At 48.5% G+C, this 16,312-nt stretch carries 14 protein-coding genes; 9 read left to right on the top strand and 5 right to left on the bottom strand.

The genetic code is table 11. The features are described 5' to 3' along the window. Position 1: 1 nt before the first annotated feature. A complete protein-coding gene (locus IE094_RS10095) occupies positions 2 to 1,123 on the bottom strand; it encodes a polysaccharide biosynthesis/export family protein (RefSeq protein WP_189640592.1) in 1,122 nt (373 codons plus the stop codon). An 87-nt stretch (positions 1,124 to 1,210) separates the two neighbouring features. Next, positions 1,211 to 2,503, bottom strand: a complete 1,293-nt coding sequence (locus IE094_RS10090; RefSeq protein ID WP_189640591.1) for a capsule polysaccharide biogenesis protein — start codon at positions 2,501 to 2,503, stop codon at positions 1,211 to 1,213. Between the two features lie 224 nt (positions 2,504 to 2,727). On the opposite strand from IE094_RS10090, the gene IE094_RS10085 reads away from it, so the two are divergent. From IE094_RS10085 to IE094_RS10050, 8 genes are all read left to right on the top strand, one after another. Further along, positions 2,728 to 3,333 carry a riboflavin synthase gene (locus IE094_RS10085; protein WP_189640590.1) on the top strand — a complete coding sequence of 202 codons (606 nt, stop codon included), beginning with the start codon at positions 2,728 to 2,730 and terminating at the stop codon, positions 3,331 to 3,333. A gap of 6 nt (positions 3,334 to 3,339) precedes the next feature. Continuing rightward, positions 3,340 to 3,894, top strand: coding sequence for a 6,7-dimethyl-8-ribityllumazine synthase (locus IE094_RS10080; RefSeq protein WP_189640589.1), 555 nt, complete (start codon positions 3,340 to 3,342; stop codon positions 3,892 to 3,894). Further along, on the top strand, positions 3,891 to 4,355 hold the full coding sequence (gene nusB / locus IE094_RS10075; RefSeq protein ID WP_189640588.1) for a transcription antitermination factor NusB: 465 nt from the start codon (positions 3,891 to 3,893) through the stop codon (positions 4,353 to 4,355). Before IE094_RS10080 ends, nusB begins: the two co-directional genes overlap by 4 nt. A 15-nt stretch (positions 4,356 to 4,370) precedes the next feature. Continuing rightward, complete coding sequence (locus tag IE094_RS10070; RefSeq protein ID WP_229802229.1) at positions 4,371 to 4,985, top strand: YceI family protein; 615 nt, start codon at positions 4,371 to 4,373, stop codon at positions 4,983 to 4,985. A 1-nt stretch (position 4,986) separates the two neighbouring features. Then, complete coding sequence (locus IE094_RS10065) at positions 4,987 to 5,523, top strand: cytochrome b (RefSeq protein ID WP_189640586.1); 537 nt, start codon at positions 4,987 to 4,989, stop codon at positions 5,521 to 5,523. Between the two features lie 63 nt (positions 5,524 to 5,586). Continuing rightward, the gene (locus IE094_RS10060; protein ID WP_189640585.1) at positions 5,587 to 6,807 is read left to right on the top strand and encodes an MFS transporter; all 1,221 of its coding nucleotides are present in this window, start codon (positions 5,587 to 5,589) and stop codon (positions 6,805 to 6,807) included. Positions 6,808 to 6,864: 57 nt separating this feature from the next. After that, positions 6,865 to 8,580, top strand: a complete 1,716-nt coding sequence (gene metG / locus IE094_RS10055) for a methionine--tRNA ligase (protein ID WP_189640584.1) — start codon at positions 6,865 to 6,867, stop codon at positions 8,578 to 8,580. Positions 8,581 to 8,638: 58 nt separating this feature from the next. Beyond that, a complete protein-coding gene (locus tag IE094_RS10050; RefSeq protein ID WP_189640583.1) occupies positions 8,639 to 9,931 on the top strand; it encodes an O-acetylhomoserine aminocarboxypropyltransferase/cysteine synthase family protein in 1,293 nt (430 codons plus the stop codon). 54 nt (positions 9,932 to 9,985) lie between these two features. Here the strand turns inward: IE094_RS10050 and IE094_RS10045 are convergent, their stop codons facing one another. From IE094_RS10045 to IE094_RS10035, 3 genes are all read right to left on the bottom strand, one after another. Next, entirely contained in the window at positions 9,986 to 11,884 is a 1,899-nt protein-coding gene (locus IE094_RS10045) for an acyl-CoA synthetase (RefSeq protein WP_189640582.1), read from the bottom strand. A 165-nt stretch (positions 11,885 to 12,049) separates the two neighbouring features. Next, the gene (gene lysM / locus IE094_RS10040; protein WP_189640581.1) at positions 12,050 to 12,469 is read right to left on the bottom strand and encodes a peptidoglycan-binding protein LysM; all 420 of its coding nucleotides are present in this window, start codon (positions 12,467 to 12,469) and stop codon (positions 12,050 to 12,052) included. A 96-nt stretch (positions 12,470 to 12,565) separates the two neighbouring features. Continuing rightward, entirely contained in the window at positions 12,566 to 14,356 is a 1,791-nt protein-coding gene (locus IE094_RS10035; protein ID WP_189640580.1) for an ABC transporter transmembrane domain-containing protein, read from the bottom strand. Positions 14,357 to 14,519: 163 nt separating this feature from the next. On the opposite strand from IE094_RS10035, the gene IE094_RS10030 reads away from it, so the two are divergent. Next, complete coding sequence (locus tag IE094_RS10030) at positions 14,520 to 15,803, top strand: DUF6538 domain-containing protein (protein ID WP_189640579.1); 1,284 nt, start codon at positions 14,520 to 14,522, stop codon at positions 15,801 to 15,803. The last annotated feature ends 509 nt before the right edge of the window (positions 15,804 to 16,312 follow it).

Raw genomic sequence — 16,312 nt, 5'->3', positions numbered from 1 at the left:
ATTAGTTCAGTGTGCGATTGATTTGCCCAGCGGCGCTGATTGGTGACAATAGCGAGCTGATAACCTTGGTGAACTGGTAATATGGCGCTTCGGTCACGTATAACGTGTCGCCATCGCGAATATCAAAATCACGCGCGGTGAACAGACCGTTCGCTTTGGTCAGGTTCAACACATATGCCATGCGCACAGGTTCTGTAATATCGGAACGATCCAACACCGTATTCGCCACAGATGCAGGTTCATCGCGGATCACAAAAACACCCGTTGGATCAGATGTTTGCCCGGACAAACCACCCGCATATGCCACCGCTTCCAGCGCGCTCATGGTTGGCTTGGGGAATGTTGTTAACCCTTGCGACGAAATCGCACCAAGAACGGAGAAACGACGAATGTCTTCTTCGACGATAATGCGATCACCTGGGCGCAGGTGGATGTCTTGATCCACATGTTCATACAAATCGCGCAACCAAATTGACCCACGGTTTTTACCGCGCACGACGGTGATGCGGGTTACCTCTGGTTCGGTGTTCACACCGCCAGCACGCGCCAACATGCCCGACAGATGGGTTGTTTCCTGTTCAATTGGATAAACACCTTGAATACCCGAACCGATGACGGAAACACTTGAACCACCACCAGAGGCGCGGCGCACAATCACCTGTGGATCGGGCGTTTGGCTGGCCAGAATATTCGTCAAAATACGGCGCAAATTGTCAGGTGTGCGCCCTGCTGCGCGAATGCGCCCTGCGTATGGAATAAAGATATTGCCAGAACGATCGACCTGAATTTCATTCAGGTTGGATGGCACACCAGCGGTGCCCAAAACACCAATTTCAACGTTTTCATAAACGGAAATCACCAAAACATCGCCCGGACGCACCAGATCCGTAACCACCGCGCCAGAATTGCGGAATTCCGCGCTAAACCCGGAGCGCAGCGCCAAATTGGCCGTTTTCGCAACCCGATCATCGACCCCGATAACATAGGCGTTGCCACCTTTGTTTACGCTACCTTTGTAGATTTCCGATTTGTTTGGGCCCGTTCGCGGCAAGATCGCACAACCAGCCAGCGCAGCGGAAACACCAAGTATCGTTGCGAATTTGATGACGTTTGAAAAATTCATTTATTGCTCCTCAAAGCAGCGCATTATGATTCTGCCCTGAAGTATCCTCAACGCAATGACGAATTTCTAGCAAAGATAGGATGACATTTACAGTACTAGTTTCAACTGTTGCACGGGTGCAGCATCAGATTGCAATAACAGATCATATGGATCGCGATCCGACAGCACCATATCGACAACTTGGCGTGCCAATCGCACACGGCTGGTACGTGCATAAAATCCGCCTGAAACCTGTGATGTGGCCAATAAATAGCGGCGGTAATCGCGATACGCGTTTAAATCTGGTTTACGTGGATGAGCAAAAAATTCACCCAGCGGTTGGTTCGACGTGAATTCAGGTTTTGAATAAACACTATTGCCCAATGCGCGTATCGGCAATCCACGCCACAAGGCCTGTTGCGCGGCCGTGGAATTTACCGTGACGACGGAGCGTGCGTAATCCAGCAGTTCCGCCAATTTGCCGCCACGAATAAAATGCAACCGATCCGCCAGCCCATGTTGATCAGCCATTTTGTGCGCCAAGTGTTCCAACGGTATGCGGTAATCCTCCAGCGGGTGTGCCTTGATCACCAAATGATGGTGTCGCGGCGCGTTTGCGGCAAATTCCGTGATACACAGATCCATAAATTCGCTGGTGGATTCAAAATCGCTATGGTCTTGAATGGATGCATCGTGGGACAGCTGTAACAACACCAGATGATATACATTCCCGCTCCGTTTTAGCCGTCTTGTCGCGGCGAAACGCAATGCAGAATGTATCGGCAAGCCAACCAGTTTTTTGAAATGATGCCAAAATTCACGCGACACAGGCAGATTGCGATGCGGGCGATAATGTGGGTATTTTCCATTTCGAAACATTACATGCCAATGGTACATCGCCCCGAAAAATATATGTTTGCGCATGTCACCCCAGCGCGCGGGCGCCTCTGGCTGAGTTTCGTCAATTTTGGCGAGCGATTTGCGCATATCGCCCACGCTCATATCCATCAAGCGTGAATGTCCATTTACCCCGCCCCGTTCATAGGTTGCCCAATAGGGGCGCAAATAACCCTCTTCGAAACAGTGGATGGTGACATTGTGGATTTCGGCAATTTTAATCGCAGTTTTATGATGCGATCGCACATCGCCATATAAAACCAAATCGGTGATACCCTGCCCCAACAGGTTTTTGAAAAATTCTGCCCATTGATCGCCTGCATCTGCAAATGGGACATAGGTTTTCGCATCACGCCAATAATGACGATCACCCTGATTAAATCCGATTTTGGTAACTTTGGCGCCTGACGCCATCAATGTTCGCGACAGTTCAAAGAAAAACGGGCCATGGGGACCTTGTAAAAACACAAAGTGTTTTTGATTTTGCGATGCCTTTTCAGACATTTACATCCCCTTGTACGATCACCAATTATGAACAGATAATATCTGACAGTTATTTATCAATACAACAACAATAATCATTTAACATGGCCACATCGTGGCGAATGAGAAAGTTACAAACAATTCTGTGCGACAGTGTTGTTTTATGTATAAGGTATTCACGCGGTTAGGCTTGCACGCCACGCAAACAAAATATATCTGCGCGATAACTGTAAAAGGATAAAGTTGTGTTCACTGGGATCATTACCGACATCGGCGAAATAATCGAATTGGAACAGCGTGGTGATTTGCGTGCGCGTATCAAAACGGCATTCAAAACAGACACCATCGATTTGGGCGCGTCCATTGCAAATGACGGTGTTTGTTTGACCGTCATCGAAACAGGCACGGATTGGTTTGACGTTGAGATTTCGGCGGAATCTGTTTCCAAAACTAATATTGGTGCCGCGCAAAATGGATGGAAAATTGGCCGCCGTCTCAACTTGGAACGCGCATTAAAGGTTGGCGATGAATTGGGCGGGCATTTGGTGTCTGGTCATGTTGATGGCATCGCCGTGATTACCAATATTGAAAACGATGGCGACAGCACTCGCGTTGAATTTGAAGTGCCCGAAGATTTGGCAAAATTCATTGCGCAAAAGGGTTCAGTAACGTTGAACGGCACGTCATTGACGGTAAACGGCGTCACCGAAAATCGATTTGATGTAAACCTGATTCCGCACACAAAAACCCATACCACTTGGGGTGATGTGGCGCTTAACGATCAGGTTAATCTGGAAATTGACACCTTGGCGCGATATGTTTCGCGCTTGGTTGAACTGCGGCAAATATAGGGGGCTATGATGCTGGGTGCGACGAAAACGAATGTAAAACCAACGCATGATTTTGGCGACAACCCGCCACGCGTGATTGTGATTTCCGCGCAATATTACGAAGATGTTGAACAGGCATTGGTTGACGGTGCTCGCGAACGGTTACGCAAATCAAATGCCGATTTTGAAATCCATCAGGTTCCTGGTGTTCTTGAACTGGCGCCTGCATTGCGCATGGCAATCAATACGGGAAATTTTGACGCCTATATCGTCTTGGGTGGCGTTGTTGATGGCGATATCGCCCAAGAAACCATCTATGCTCAATGCGTTCAAGCCATCACCCAGATCAGCACACAAGGCTTTGCCATTGGGATGGGCGTCATCTGTTCCGACAGCCGTAAAAACCTTTTTAAAGATGCCAGTGTCAAACGCGGTGATGCAGGCGGTGATGCCGCAGCCGCCGCTTTGCACTTGATCTCGCTGTTCAGAAAGTTAAACGGCGAAAAGAAGGGCATCGGCTTTAAGCCTGCCAGTGAACATATTTTGATCGCTGAACGCGATCAGGGAAAAAAGACAACATGACAGGCACAGACCGACGCCAAATGAAATCTGCATCACGGCTTTATGCCGTACAGGCATTATTTCAAATGGAAGCATCCGATCAAACATTGGACGAGGTGCGCCAACAATTTATTGACCACCGATTTGGTGCCGAAATGGCTGAGGGTCAGATGGCAGATGGTAACGTCAATCTGTTTGAATCGTTGATATTCGAGGCAGTGAATTCACAGGCCAAAATTGACCAGATGACCGACAAGGCATTGGTGGCAAAATGGCCGATTGATCGTATTGATCCCACATTACGCGCTCTGTTTCGCGCCGCAGGTGCCGAATTGGTTTTGGGTAAAACGCCCCCACGTGTTGCCATCAGCGAATATGTTGATGTCGCCAAGGCGTTTTTCCCAGAGGGTCGCGAAGCGAACTTTGTAAACGCGGTATTGGATCACATGGCACGCGCCATCAACCCAGAGGCATTCGCCTAATCACGCAAGCTTTGCTTGCTAAGCGAGCTACAATCTGACCATGATACATCAATGAAAGGTGTGCATGTGCGATTGATCGTGATCATATCAACCATCCTGTTATCCGTGCAAATGTCATTTGCTGCGCCGATCAGCTATGACATTGACAAGGATGCGAGTGTTGTTGGTTTCACCTATCGGTTTGGCCCAGAAATAATCACGGGCAAGTTCAATGATTATGACGCCGATTTGCGTATTGATTTTGACCGCGTGAAAAACAGTACCGTTAATGTGCGCCTTGATACAACCAGGGCCACGGCCGGGTTTCCATTTGCCACGCAAGCATTGCGGTCAAAGAAAATTTTGAACGTTGATAATTTTCCCAATATTACCTTTCAATCAACCAGCATCACAGGGGATGGGAATACCGCCACCATCAATGGCAATGTGACAGTGCGCGGCATCACCAAACCATTAACCCTGACAGCAAAGTTATTTCGTGCAGTTGGAACAACAGCGGATGAACGTGACAGCCTAACCCTTAAAATCACTGGCCAGATTGATCGCACAGAGTTTGGTGCAACAGGTTACGCCAAAGAGGTTGGCGATATTCTTCGCATCGCCATCGACGCAAAAATTCAGGCACAATAACATGTGGCGCAATTCCAAGGATCGTTTCGGCACGATAACAAAATCATTTCACTGGGTGATGGCGTTTTTGATCTTGGCGATGTTTGGGATGGGGCGATATATGACGGGCCTGCCACCCAGCCGTGATCTAATTTATTACTACGGTTTACATAAATCATTTGGCATATTGCTAATCGCGTTGATCGTGATGCGTATATTTTGGCGCAAATCAAACCCTACGCCAAAACCTTTGGGTGATGACGCGCGTGCCAATCGGTTGGCGGAAATCATGCATCGCATCCTGTATCTGTTGATGGTTTTGGTACCATTACTTGGCTGGGCAGGTAGTTCGGCAAGCGGATTGGGCGCATCGTTTTTCAACCTGTTGAACATGCCAAATATCGCACCCGAAAATGAAACATTAGAACTGATTTTATTTCGCATACATGAAATTGCCGCCACCCTATTGGTGATCCTGGCGCTCGCCCATGCAGGGGCAGCATTGTATCGCCATTTCATCAAACGCGATGACACGCTTCGCCGTATGACAATTCGTTAACATTCCCCTCTTTCTTAATCGGCAAAAACTGCCATAGTGCCAAAAACAGCACGGCAGTTTCCAATGCGTCTTTTAATTTCCTTCGCGGCACTTTTGTTTTCGATCACCCTGTTGCAATTGTCATCTGGTGCGATTGGCCCGTTGGATGTGCTGTCTGGCATCCAAGAAGGTTTCACGACCACACAAATTGGTTTGCTTGGGTCGTCCCATTTTCTGGGCTTTTTCATCGGTTGTTGGTGGTCACCACGATTGATCGGCACAATCGGGCATTCGCGCGCGTTTGCCGTGTTTGCCGCCATGGGTGCAATTGGCGCGTTGGCGCACCCGATTATCATCGGACCCAACGCATGGGCGTTTTTGCGTATCCTAAGCGGACTTTGCGTCGCGGGATGTTACACTGTGATCGAGGCATGGTTTCAAGCGAAACTCACCAATGAAATTCGCGGGCGCGTGATGGGCGCATATCGTGTCGTCGATATTTCTGCATCTGCTTTGGCGCAAACCATGATCGCGTTTTTGGAACCTGCATCATATGTGTCATATAATATCCTCGCGATATTGGCCTGTGCCTGTATTTTGCCGCTGACACTTACCACATCGCAACAACCCGCGGTGCCATCCGCGCCCCGCCTCCATCCTATCCGCACAGCAATCACATCACCGCTTGGTGTGGCAGGTGTGGTTGTCGCCGGTGTTTCATCTGCGGCGTTTCGTATGGTCGGCCCGATTTACGGCAGCGAAATTGGATTAACGCGCAGTCAAATTGGTACATTTCTGGCAACGGTTTTAATCGGGGGGGCGATTGCACAATTTCCGGTCGGTTATCTGGCCGATAAATTTGATCGCCGTTGGGTTCTGATCTGGTTATCACTGGCAAGCATCGCGGTTTGCATTCTGCTCACCATGTTTGGCAATACCCATCCAATGGGCGTTTATGCAATGGCGGCATTATTTGGGTTAACGACATTTCCAATTTTCTCTGTCTCAGCCGCCCACGCCAATGATTTCACCACCGCAGAAAAACGCGTGGAATTGAACGCATCCCTGATGTTTTGTTACGGTATTGGCGCTATTTTCAGTCCACTTATTGCATCAAGCCTGATCCAATCACATGGCCCGACTGCATTGTTCGCCTTTATATCTGTTGCGCATTTTGGTCTTGTCATTTTTGGTGGCTGGCGCATGTTGGCGCGCCCCTCAGCTACAAAACGCACCAGCTATCGCTATATGCCGCGCACGTCGTTTCAAATTGGCAAGCTGTTAAAACGTCAAAAACGCGACTAGCAGTCGGCGTTAGTTTGCGTTAAATCAACGCAAACACGCAATAGAATGGTACGCAAAATGTCACGCACCCTGATTACATCCGCCCTGCCCTATATCAATGGCATCAAACACCTTGGCAATCTTGTCGGGAGCCAATTGCCATCTGATGTTTACGCACGATACTGTCGCGCCATCGGGCACGAGGTGATGTATATCTGTGCCACTGACGAACACGGCACACCCGCCGAATTGGCCGCGACAAAGGCTGGCAAAGATGTTGCCGATTTTTGCGCAGAAATGCACGATGTTCAGGCCGAATTGGCACGTGGTTTTCGCCTGTCATTCGATCATTACGGGCGATCATCCAGCCAACGCAACCATGCTCTGACCCAACATTTTGCAGGGCGTTTGGCCGATGCGGGCATGATCGAAGAAGTGTCGGAAAAACAAGTTTATTCCAACGCAGATGGCCGTTACCTGCCCGATCGTTATATCGAGGGCGAATGCCCCAATTGTGGGTATGACGGTGCACGCGGCGATCAATGTGAAAACTGCACGAAACAGTTGGAGCCAACCGATTTAATCAACCCACGTTCCGCAATTTCAGGTTCGACAGATTTGGAAGTGCGCGAAACCAAACACCTGTATCTGCGCCAATCAAAGCTGCGCGATAAATTGGATGCATGGATTGATACCAAAAAAGACTGGCCAATCCTGACCACATCAATTGCCAAAAAATGGCTCCATGATGGGGATGGATTACAAGATCGCGGGATTACGCGTGATCTGGATTGGGGCGTGCCCGTGAAACGCGGCGACGCTGAATGGGGTGGGATGGAAGGCAAAGTATTTTATGTTTGGTTCGATGCCCCCATCGAATATATCGCCGCCACCGCAGAATGGGCCGACGCCAATGGCAAAACCGATGCCGATTGGGAACGCTGGTGGCGCACAGATAAGGGTGCGGATGATGTGAATTACGTCCAATTCATGGGCAAGGATAACGTCCCCTTTCACACGCTGTCATTTCCCGCCACGATCATGGGATCGGGTGAACCTTGGAAACTGGTCGATTACATCAAGTCGTTCAATTACCTCAATTATGATGGCGGCCAGTTTTCCACATCCAAAGGGCGCGGCGTTTTCATGAACGAAGCTTTGGATATCCTGCCTTCTGATTACTGGCGCTGGTGGTTGATGACCCACGTTCCAGAAGGATCGGATAGCGAATTCACATGGGACAGCTTCCAACAAGGCGTGAACAAAGATTTGGCCGATGTCTTGGGCAACTTCGTATCGCGCATCACCAAATTTTGCCGCGCTAAATTCGGCGAAGAGGTCCCCGCAGGGGGCGAATATGGTGCTGCGGAATTGGATGTGATTGCAACCATCACTGCACGCCTTAAATCATATGAAACCAATATGGCGGCGATGGAAATGCGCAAGGCCACGGGTGATCTGCGTGCGATTTGGGTTGCTGGTAATGAATATTTGCAAGCGGCGGCACCTTGGACTGTGTTCAAGGAAAACCCAGATGCGGCGGCAACATCCGTGCGTTTTGCATTAAACCTGATCCCGCTTTATGCGGCATTGTCCGAACCGTTCATTCCCGACGCCGCAAAAACCATGGCGGATGCGATGAATGTTGGCATTGAATGGCCCAAGGATGTTGGAGCGGCATTAAACGCCCTGCCCGCGGGTCATGCATTTAGCGTGCCAGACGTAATGTTCGCAAAAATCAGCGATGATCAACGCGATGAAATGCAAGCACGATTTGCGGGGCAAAACGCCTAATCCGATTGCAAAGAAAATTAGTGGGGATATAGTCAGCCTGTTTTTAACGGAGGACAGCATGACCGATACCCCCACCCTTGGCTTTGATACATTACAGGTGCACGCAGGTGCCGAACCTGATCCCGCCACTGGCGCACGCCAAATACCGATCTATCAAACAACCGCTTATGTTTTTCGCGATGCGGATCACGCGGCGAAATTATTTAACCTCGAAGAAGTCGGATATATTTATTCGCGCCTGACCAACCCAACCGTTGGCGCACTACAAAACCGTATTGCTGCATTGGAAGGCGGCGCTGGTGCGGTGTGTTGTTCATCAGGGCACGCGGCACAGCTTATGGCGCTGTTCCCGCTGATGTCACCAGGTAAAAATGTGATTGCATCAACGCGCCTGTATGGCGGGACGGTGCAACAGTTCAACCAGACCATCAAAAAATTCGGCTGGTCTGCGAAATTCGTCGATTTTGATGATCTGGATGCAGTGAAGGCGGCGATTGATGATGATACCCGTGCGGTATTTTGTGAATCCATCGCCAATCCGGGTGGATATATCACCGATCTGGATGCGATTTCAGCAATCACAGATGATGCTGGCATTCCGTTGATCGTGGATAACACATCCGCAACACCATACCTGTGCAATCCAATTAAACACGGTGCGACATTGGTTGTCCATTCCACCACCAAATACCTGACCGGTAATGGAACGGTCATGGGTGGTGCGGTTGTTGATTCTGGTAAATTTGATTGGTCAGCATCGGATAAATTTCCGTCCCTATCTGCCCCAGAACCTGCGTATCATGGGATTAAATTCCACGAAGCATTGGGTCCAATGGCATTCACATTCCATTCCATCGCCATTGGATTGCGTGATTTGGGCATGACAATGAACCCACAGGCAGCACATTACACGTTGATGGGAATTGAAACGCTGAGCCTGCGCATGGAACGCCACGTCAGCAACGCAGTGGAACTCGCAACATGGTTAGAAGCCGATCCACGGATCGAGGCGGTCACATATGCAGGGCTGAAATCATCGCCCTATCACGACCGTATCGCAAAAATCTGCCCCAAAGGTGCGGGTGGCCTTTTCACCATCGCCGTCAAAGGTGGATATGATGCCTGTGTGAAACTGGTTGATAGTTTGAACTTGTTTAGCCATGTCGCAAACCTTGGCGATACACGCTCTTTGGTGATCCATTCTGCATCGACCACACATCGCCAGCTAACCGATGAACAGCGCGAGGCTGCGGGTGCCGCGTCAAACGTTGTGCGCCTGTCGATTGGGATCGAAGACCCCAAAGATTTAATCGCCGATTTGGATCAGGCGCTGGCAACGGCAACAGCCTAAACAAAAAAGAGCGCGGAAACCTCCGCGCTCTTTTCAAATTATATGTAGTGGAAATTATTTCCATTCCCACGGGCGCACAAACCCACCCAATGCCGCAGTCACCGCCGCATCATCCGCGTCACCTGTTTTGCTCAGGCGTGCAACTAGCCCACGTTTCTTATCCTCAATCACTTCGCTTACCTCTGCGCCAAGCCCCGCATCGGCCAATGCAGCGTTATAAACGCGTGTGATCGCAGAACGACGTAGATCGGGTTTAAAGATTTTCCCCACGGCTGTTTTCGGCAATTCATCCATGATTTCGATGTACTTCGGAACAGCAGCGCGTTCTGGTACATGTTCCTTACAAAACGCAGCCAGTTCATCGATATCCACCTGTGCGCCATCGTTTAGTTCAACGTAAACACAAGGCAATTCGCCCGCCGTCGCGTCGGGCTGTCCGATGGCACCTGCGAATGCGATTGCTGGATGGCCTGCCAATGCTTCTTCGATCAAGGCAGGGTCGATATTGTGGCCACCGCGAATGATCAGATCTTTTGCACGACCCGTGATCCACAAATATCCATCGCTGTCGATACGACCCAAATCACCTGTGCGCAGATAGCCGCCATCGGCAAACAAACCATTGTTTTTCGCAGCCTCGGTATAGGTTTCGCCAACCGCAACACCGGGGTTTGACACGCAGATTTCGCCAACCTCATCGACGCCCATTTCTTTCGTAACTTTGCCAGCAGCATCGCAATCTAAAATGCGCACATCGGTATGTGGCAATGGGATACCCACAGACCCAACCTTGCGCAACCCGTCCTTGGGATTACAGGACACAAGACATGTGGCCTCTGTCATGCCGTAGCCTTCGACAATTTCAACACCTGTAACGGATTGGAATTTTTTGAACAATTCAATTGGCAAAGGTGCGGAACCACAAAACGCCGCATCCAAGGTGGAAATATCCGCATCACCCACAGGGCGTTGCAGCAACGCCGCCGCCGCGGTTGGAACCGTCACCATAAATGTCGCATTCCAACGATCAATCAGTTTCCAAAAATTATCGAACACGCCATCCCCACGATAACCCGCAGGTGTAGGTAAAATCATATGTGCACCAGAATGCATACAACCCGCCCAAATCGGATAGGCCGCAAAAACGTGGAACAATGGCAATGGGCACAGAACAACGTCTTTTTCCGAATACAACAATCGGCCACCAATCCAACCGTTATAAATCACACCAGAATGACGGTGCTGTGCAATTTTTGGCATGCCCGTTGTACCACCTGTGTGGAAATATGCACAAAAGCGGTCATCAAGGTTTTCTTCGAAGTCCAATGCATCACCATTTTGGCGCGACAGAGATTTATCAAAATCGATCACATTCGCAGAATGGGTCACTGGGTTTTTCGGGCGGATCAGCGGTGCAATCCAAGATGTTGGTGGCGATAGGTGTTTCACCAAATCGATTTCAATAACCGTTTTTACATTTGGCGCCGCTGCAACCGCAGCCGCGGCCAGTTGCGCCACCTCGGTTTTTGGGAATGCTTTGAGCGTGACCAATACCTTGGCACCTGTTTCGCGCAACAATGCAGCAATTTGATCAGGTTCAAGCGTGGGGTTGATCGGGGCAACAACGCCCGCAGTCATACCGCCAAGAAGCGTGATCAATGTTTCATGTGTCGTTGGCAACAAATATGCCACCACATCTTTTTCGCCAACGCCAAGTGAACGAAACAGGTTCGCCGCCTGTGTTACGTTGCGTTTTAAATCTGTCCACGTCAGCGTTGTCGCCTTGTCTTTTGGTCCAGATTTAATTTGAAAACTTACCGCGTTGTTATTTGGAAAACGCGCAGTGGTTTTTGATAGCTGTTGATAAACAGTTTTCGATTCCCAAGCGGATCCTAGTGGCTCTTTTTGTTCAACCGCCGTGATATCGGCGGCGTCGCGAAATGGATATGTCAATGTGTTCCTCCCAAAACAGGCAGTCTGTGCTGCTCTTATAGGGGCGTAGCATGGTGAAAAAACACATCACGAGCAAGGCTTACGGTACGTACAAATGCAAAAAAAGGGCGGGAAAACCCGCCCTTGTTCAAAATTTCGTTCCGTCAATCGTATAATACGAAAGGATTATACTGGAATACGCAAAACTTGACCTGGGTAAATCTTGTCTGGATCAGACAGCATTGGCTTGTTTGCCTCGAAAATCGCAGTGTATTTTGAACCATTGCCCATTGTTTTTTCCGCAATCGCCCAAAGCGTATCGCCTTTTTCAACTGTGTGGAATGTACCACCACCGCCTGCGTTATCTTCTACACCGGCAACGCCTTCGACGTTACCCACGGCCAGAATGATTTTTTCTTTGGTTTCTTGGTCAACCGCGTTGCCGCCAACCGTTACCTTGTCACCATCAACAGTGATATCCAGACCAGATGCATCCAGACCCAGCTCTTTGATTTCTTTTTGCAGAACATCCGCTGTTGGTTCAGCAGCCTCAGCCGCGCCAAACAAAGATTTACCGGCATTTTTCACAAAACTTAACAGACCCATCGTACTCTCCTTTTAAACTGTTGGGCGATTTATCCGCCCCAGTAAGATTTGGGGCGGGTTGTGCTAAATTGCAAGTAAATCCGCGAAAAAAGTCGATTAAACTTGGTCAGTGAACTGTAGTTTTGCCAATTGAGCATAAAGTCCGCCTTGTTTAACCAATTCGCTATGCGTGCCTTGGGCCACAACCCGACCCTCGTCCAGCACAACAATGCGGTCCGCCTTTTTCACGGTCGCTAAACGGTGCGCCACGATCAATGTTGTGCGCTCTTTTGCCAATGCATCCACGGCCTTTTGCACTGCTTGTTCGCTGGCCGCGTCCAATGCTGATGTCGCCTCGTCCAACAACAGGATCGGTGCGTCGCGCAAAATCGCGCGCGCAATTGCAAGGCGTTGTTTTTGCCCACCTGATAGCATCACACCGCGCTCACCCACATCGGATTCATATCCATCGGGCAGCGCTGACAGAAAATCATGCGCAGCTGCGGCCTTTGCCGCGGCAATAACCTCATCGTCGCTCGCATCAGGGCGCCCAAAACGGATATTTTCCATCGCAGAGGTGCCAAAAATAACCGCATCTTGTGGAACCAGCGCGATATGTTTGCGATATTCTTCGCGTGCCATATCGGTGATTTTCATTCCGTCAATGGATATTGAACCCGCCGACAAATCGTAAAACCGCAAAAGCAATTGAAACACGGTTGATTTACCCGCTCCAGACGGGCCAACGAGTGCAACGGTTTCCCCCGCCTTGATATCCAACGAAAACCCTTCCAACGCGGCCACTTTTGGGCGCGCGGGATAACGGAATGTCACATCATCAAATGTGATCGCACCACGTACAGGTGTAGCGAGCGTTGCGGGCTGATCAGGGTCTTCGACCAAGTCATCGGCGTTTAACAATTCAACCAAACGTTCAGTTGCACCCGCCGCGCGTTGCATTTCGCCCCAAAATTCGGCCAATGCCCCAACGGACCCTGCAACCATCACCGAATAGATCACAAATTGCACCAAAACCCCTGCGGACATATTGCCATCACGCACATCGCGTGCACCAATCCACAACACAGCAACAACGCCTGTGAATATTAGAAAAATCACGATCATGGTCATGATTGCGCGCATACCGATGCGTTGGCGCGCGGCATCAAATGCCTGTTCTGTCACACGTGAAAACGTTCCACGGCTGGCGGTTTCATGGGTGAACGCCTGAACCGTTTGCGCCGCTAACAATGTTTCGGATGCGTTGCCTGAACTTTGCGCGATTTTGTCTTGGTTTAACTTTGACAAAACCCGCACTTTTTTCGACATGGTAAAAATTGGGATTAACACGAATGGCACCAGTAATAATACCAAACCCGTCAGTTTCCCCGATGTAAATAACATCAAAATCAAACCGCCGACCAAGATCAACATATTGCGCAGCGCATATGAAATATATGATCCGATCACAGACAGGATCAACGATGTATCGGTTGTGATGCGACTTAACACTTCGCCAGTCATCAGTTTTTCATAAAATGCGGGGCTCATCCCGATCATTTTATTATAAACGGCAGTGCGGATATCCGCGACCACTCGTTCACCGAGCCGTGTGACAAAATAATATCGAAAAGCCGTACCAATTGCCAACAATCCCGCAACCGCAATTGCAATCATGAAATAGCTGTCCATCACCGATACATCATCGGTGTTGAACCCATCTACCACTTGGCGCACGGCCAGTGGCATGATCAACGAAATCGATGCGGTAAAGGTCAACATGAACAACGCGGCAATCGTCATCCATTTATATGGTTTAAAAAAGGGATAGAGGCCGCGCAATGCGCCGACATCTTTGCCCTTGGCGCGTTCTTCGGAAATCGCGCTGGTGGATTCGGGTGTAGACATGCGCAAATGAGTATCGCTTACATTGCGGTTGGACAAGTCAAAGATGGTGGAATGGAGCGGGTGATGGGAATCGAATTGAATCCTTCGCTCATCCTTTAATTTGTTGTAATAAAATGGTTTTCATGAAACTTATGCTACGAATTTTGCTACAAAGTTGAACGCTATGAAAAATAAAGATCATCACTTAATCTCTCGCAACGGTATTTTCCACCTTAGATATGATGTACCAAAAGATGTTTGGAGTGGTTTTAACAGCGACCGTTCTCCCAGCAAATTTGAAACACTTAGAACTCGCGATATTAGGCAGGCAAGGCTACGTAGGGATAAGAGGTTAGCCGAATTAAGTTTAATTTGGGAGAAAAGTAGAACCAAGAACAAAATTAGATCGACGGTGCAGAGGCAGTCCAAAAATTTTAACCGATATGAAGAATGGGCATTTGATGCAGTACAGCGTGATCAATACGAAGAAATTGAAAATTTTGAGATTGCATTAGACGAAAGCTTCGAAGAACTCCTAATGAAACCAGAGTTTCGCCCTCTTGATCAAGATGAGGAATCTTATCGAAAAGCACAAGAAAAAGTGAGGGCGTCTCCTGAAGGCAAAGAGATCATTCAAGCATCTAAAGTGTTGTCCAGAAAACTAACTCCAATACGCCCATTGGCGGACGAATGGTTGCAAACCAAACGACATCTCAACACCTCAACACTTTACAGATATGACAAAGCAATAAGCACGTTGTTGAATGAGTTCACATATATTGAAGATGTGACCGTGAGGAAGGCAAAGAAATTCCTCTCAGAACTTCTCGAAGAGCTAAACCCTAGAACTGTAAAAGGTTACTGTGGCGCGTTTAAAGGCGTATGGGAGCAGATTGGTCTACCAAGTAACATTTGGTCTATAAAAGGCATGGCGTCCTCCGTAGAATCCGTTGTCGTTCTCAAATGGATAAATGAAGAATATTGGTATTTGTTGAACGAATGTCAAAAGTTCGGGCGAGATGATCTTTATTTAGCCATTCGTATAGCGGCTCATACGGGTGCTGGTACACAAGGCGTCGCGAGGCTTGAAGTGAGGGACGAAAAGCATGGAAGAAGCTTGTTCTTGAATGAAACCAAACGCGAGACGCGGCCGCGAATAATACCTTGTCACCCAGAAATTTACCGCGATGTTGAAGTTTGGCAAAATTACTCTTTTTCATCAAAATCACTATCTCGCCAATTTACTGCATTTAAGCAAAAGTTGGGTTTCAAAACTCGCTCAAAAGTTTTTCACAGTTTCAGACACGGATTTACCAACAAGCTAGAAAACGCACGAGTTATGGATCGTGAAATTCAGCGATTGATGGGGCACAAAATTGGGACCCTTACATTTGATACATATAATGTTGAAGGATTAGAGTATCACATTTTGGAAGACGTCATTAGGAAAGTCGATTGGTCACTTTAGTTTGTTGGGCGTTAAAAAACAAATGTTACGAGGTGCAGGAGACCACGCGCAATTAAACCTTAACCGCCCTACCCATAAAACTGTGCCTAAGTTGCTGTTCGGTTAATAGTTTATCTGCGCTCTAGCCATTGCCACAATGCACGTCACAGTTTGGATCAGTTACTACGGTCGCGCGTCAGCATTGGCTTCTGTATTTTACGCCCTAAAAAAGGTGAAATAATTAAGTTGCACAGGAGAAGGAAATGAAACTCTCAAAGTTACTTTAAGAGTTACTCTAAGAGTTAGCTTTAAAGTATTACCTATCCTCATCCTATTCCCCGTAACTTATAAGTTCTCTTTAACTTATACTTATCAGTTAGGACTTGAAGCGAACCTCAGTTCATTTAATTTAATCAGATGAAAGATGATGAGCTAATTGTCTAGGCTCATGGTCAATTGAACATAGAAACTCACTTAGACACTGTTAAGGTACTTAGGGATGAATTCCATTAGGTTACTCGTAAGGTTAG

It is taken from the genome of Paramylibacter ulvae (assembly GCF_014652655.1).
Taxonomy (GTDB): Bacteria; Pseudomonadota; Alphaproteobacteria; order Rhodobacterales; family Rhodobacteraceae; genus Amylibacter; species Amylibacter ulvae.
The sequence above is the reverse complement of the archived record's forward strand: the minus strand, read 5'-3'. Positions and strand labels throughout refer to the sequence as shown.

Bases quoted from the DNA above. Each gene is read 5' to 3' on its own strand.
- lysM (WP_189640581.1), bottom strand. From the start codon at position 12,469: ATGGGTCTGTTAAGTTTTGTGAAAAATGCCGGTAAATCTTTGTTTGGC.
- IE094_RS10090 (WP_189640591.1), bottom strand. From the start codon at position 2,503: ATGTCTGAAAAGGCATCGCAAAATCAAAAACACTTTGTGTTTTTACAA.
- IE094_RS10065 (WP_189640586.1), top strand. From the start codon at position 4,987: ATGTGGCGCAATTCCAAGGATCGTTTCGGCACGATAACAAAATCATTT.
- IE094_RS10080 (WP_189640589.1), top strand. From the start codon at position 3,340: ATGATGCTGGGTGCGACGAAAACGAATGTAAAACCAACGCATGATTTT.
- IE094_RS10095 (WP_189640592.1), bottom strand. From the start codon at position 1,123: ATGAATTTTTCAAACGTCATCAAATTCGCAACGATACTTGGTGTTTCC.
- IE094_RS10050 (WP_189640583.1), top strand. From the start codon at position 8,639: ATGACCGATACCCCCACCCTTGGCTTTGATACATTACAGGTGCACGCA.
- IE094_RS10060 (WP_189640585.1), top strand. From the start codon at position 5,587: ATGCGTCTTTTAATTTCCTTCGCGGCACTTTTGTTTTCGATCACCCTG.
- IE094_RS10035 (WP_189640580.1), bottom strand. From the start codon at position 14,356: ATGTCTACACCCGAATCCACCAGCGCGATTTCCGAAGAACGCGCCAAG.
- metG (WP_189640584.1), top strand. From the start codon at position 6,865: ATGTCACGCACCCTGATTACATCCGCCCTGCCCTATATCAATGGCATC.
- nusB (WP_189640588.1), top strand. From the start codon at position 3,891: ATGACAGGCACAGACCGACGCCAAATGAAATCTGCATCACGGCTTTAT.
- IE094_RS10030 (WP_189640579.1), top strand. From the start codon at position 14,520: ATGAAAAATAAAGATCATCACTTAATCTCTCGCAACGGTATTTTCCAC.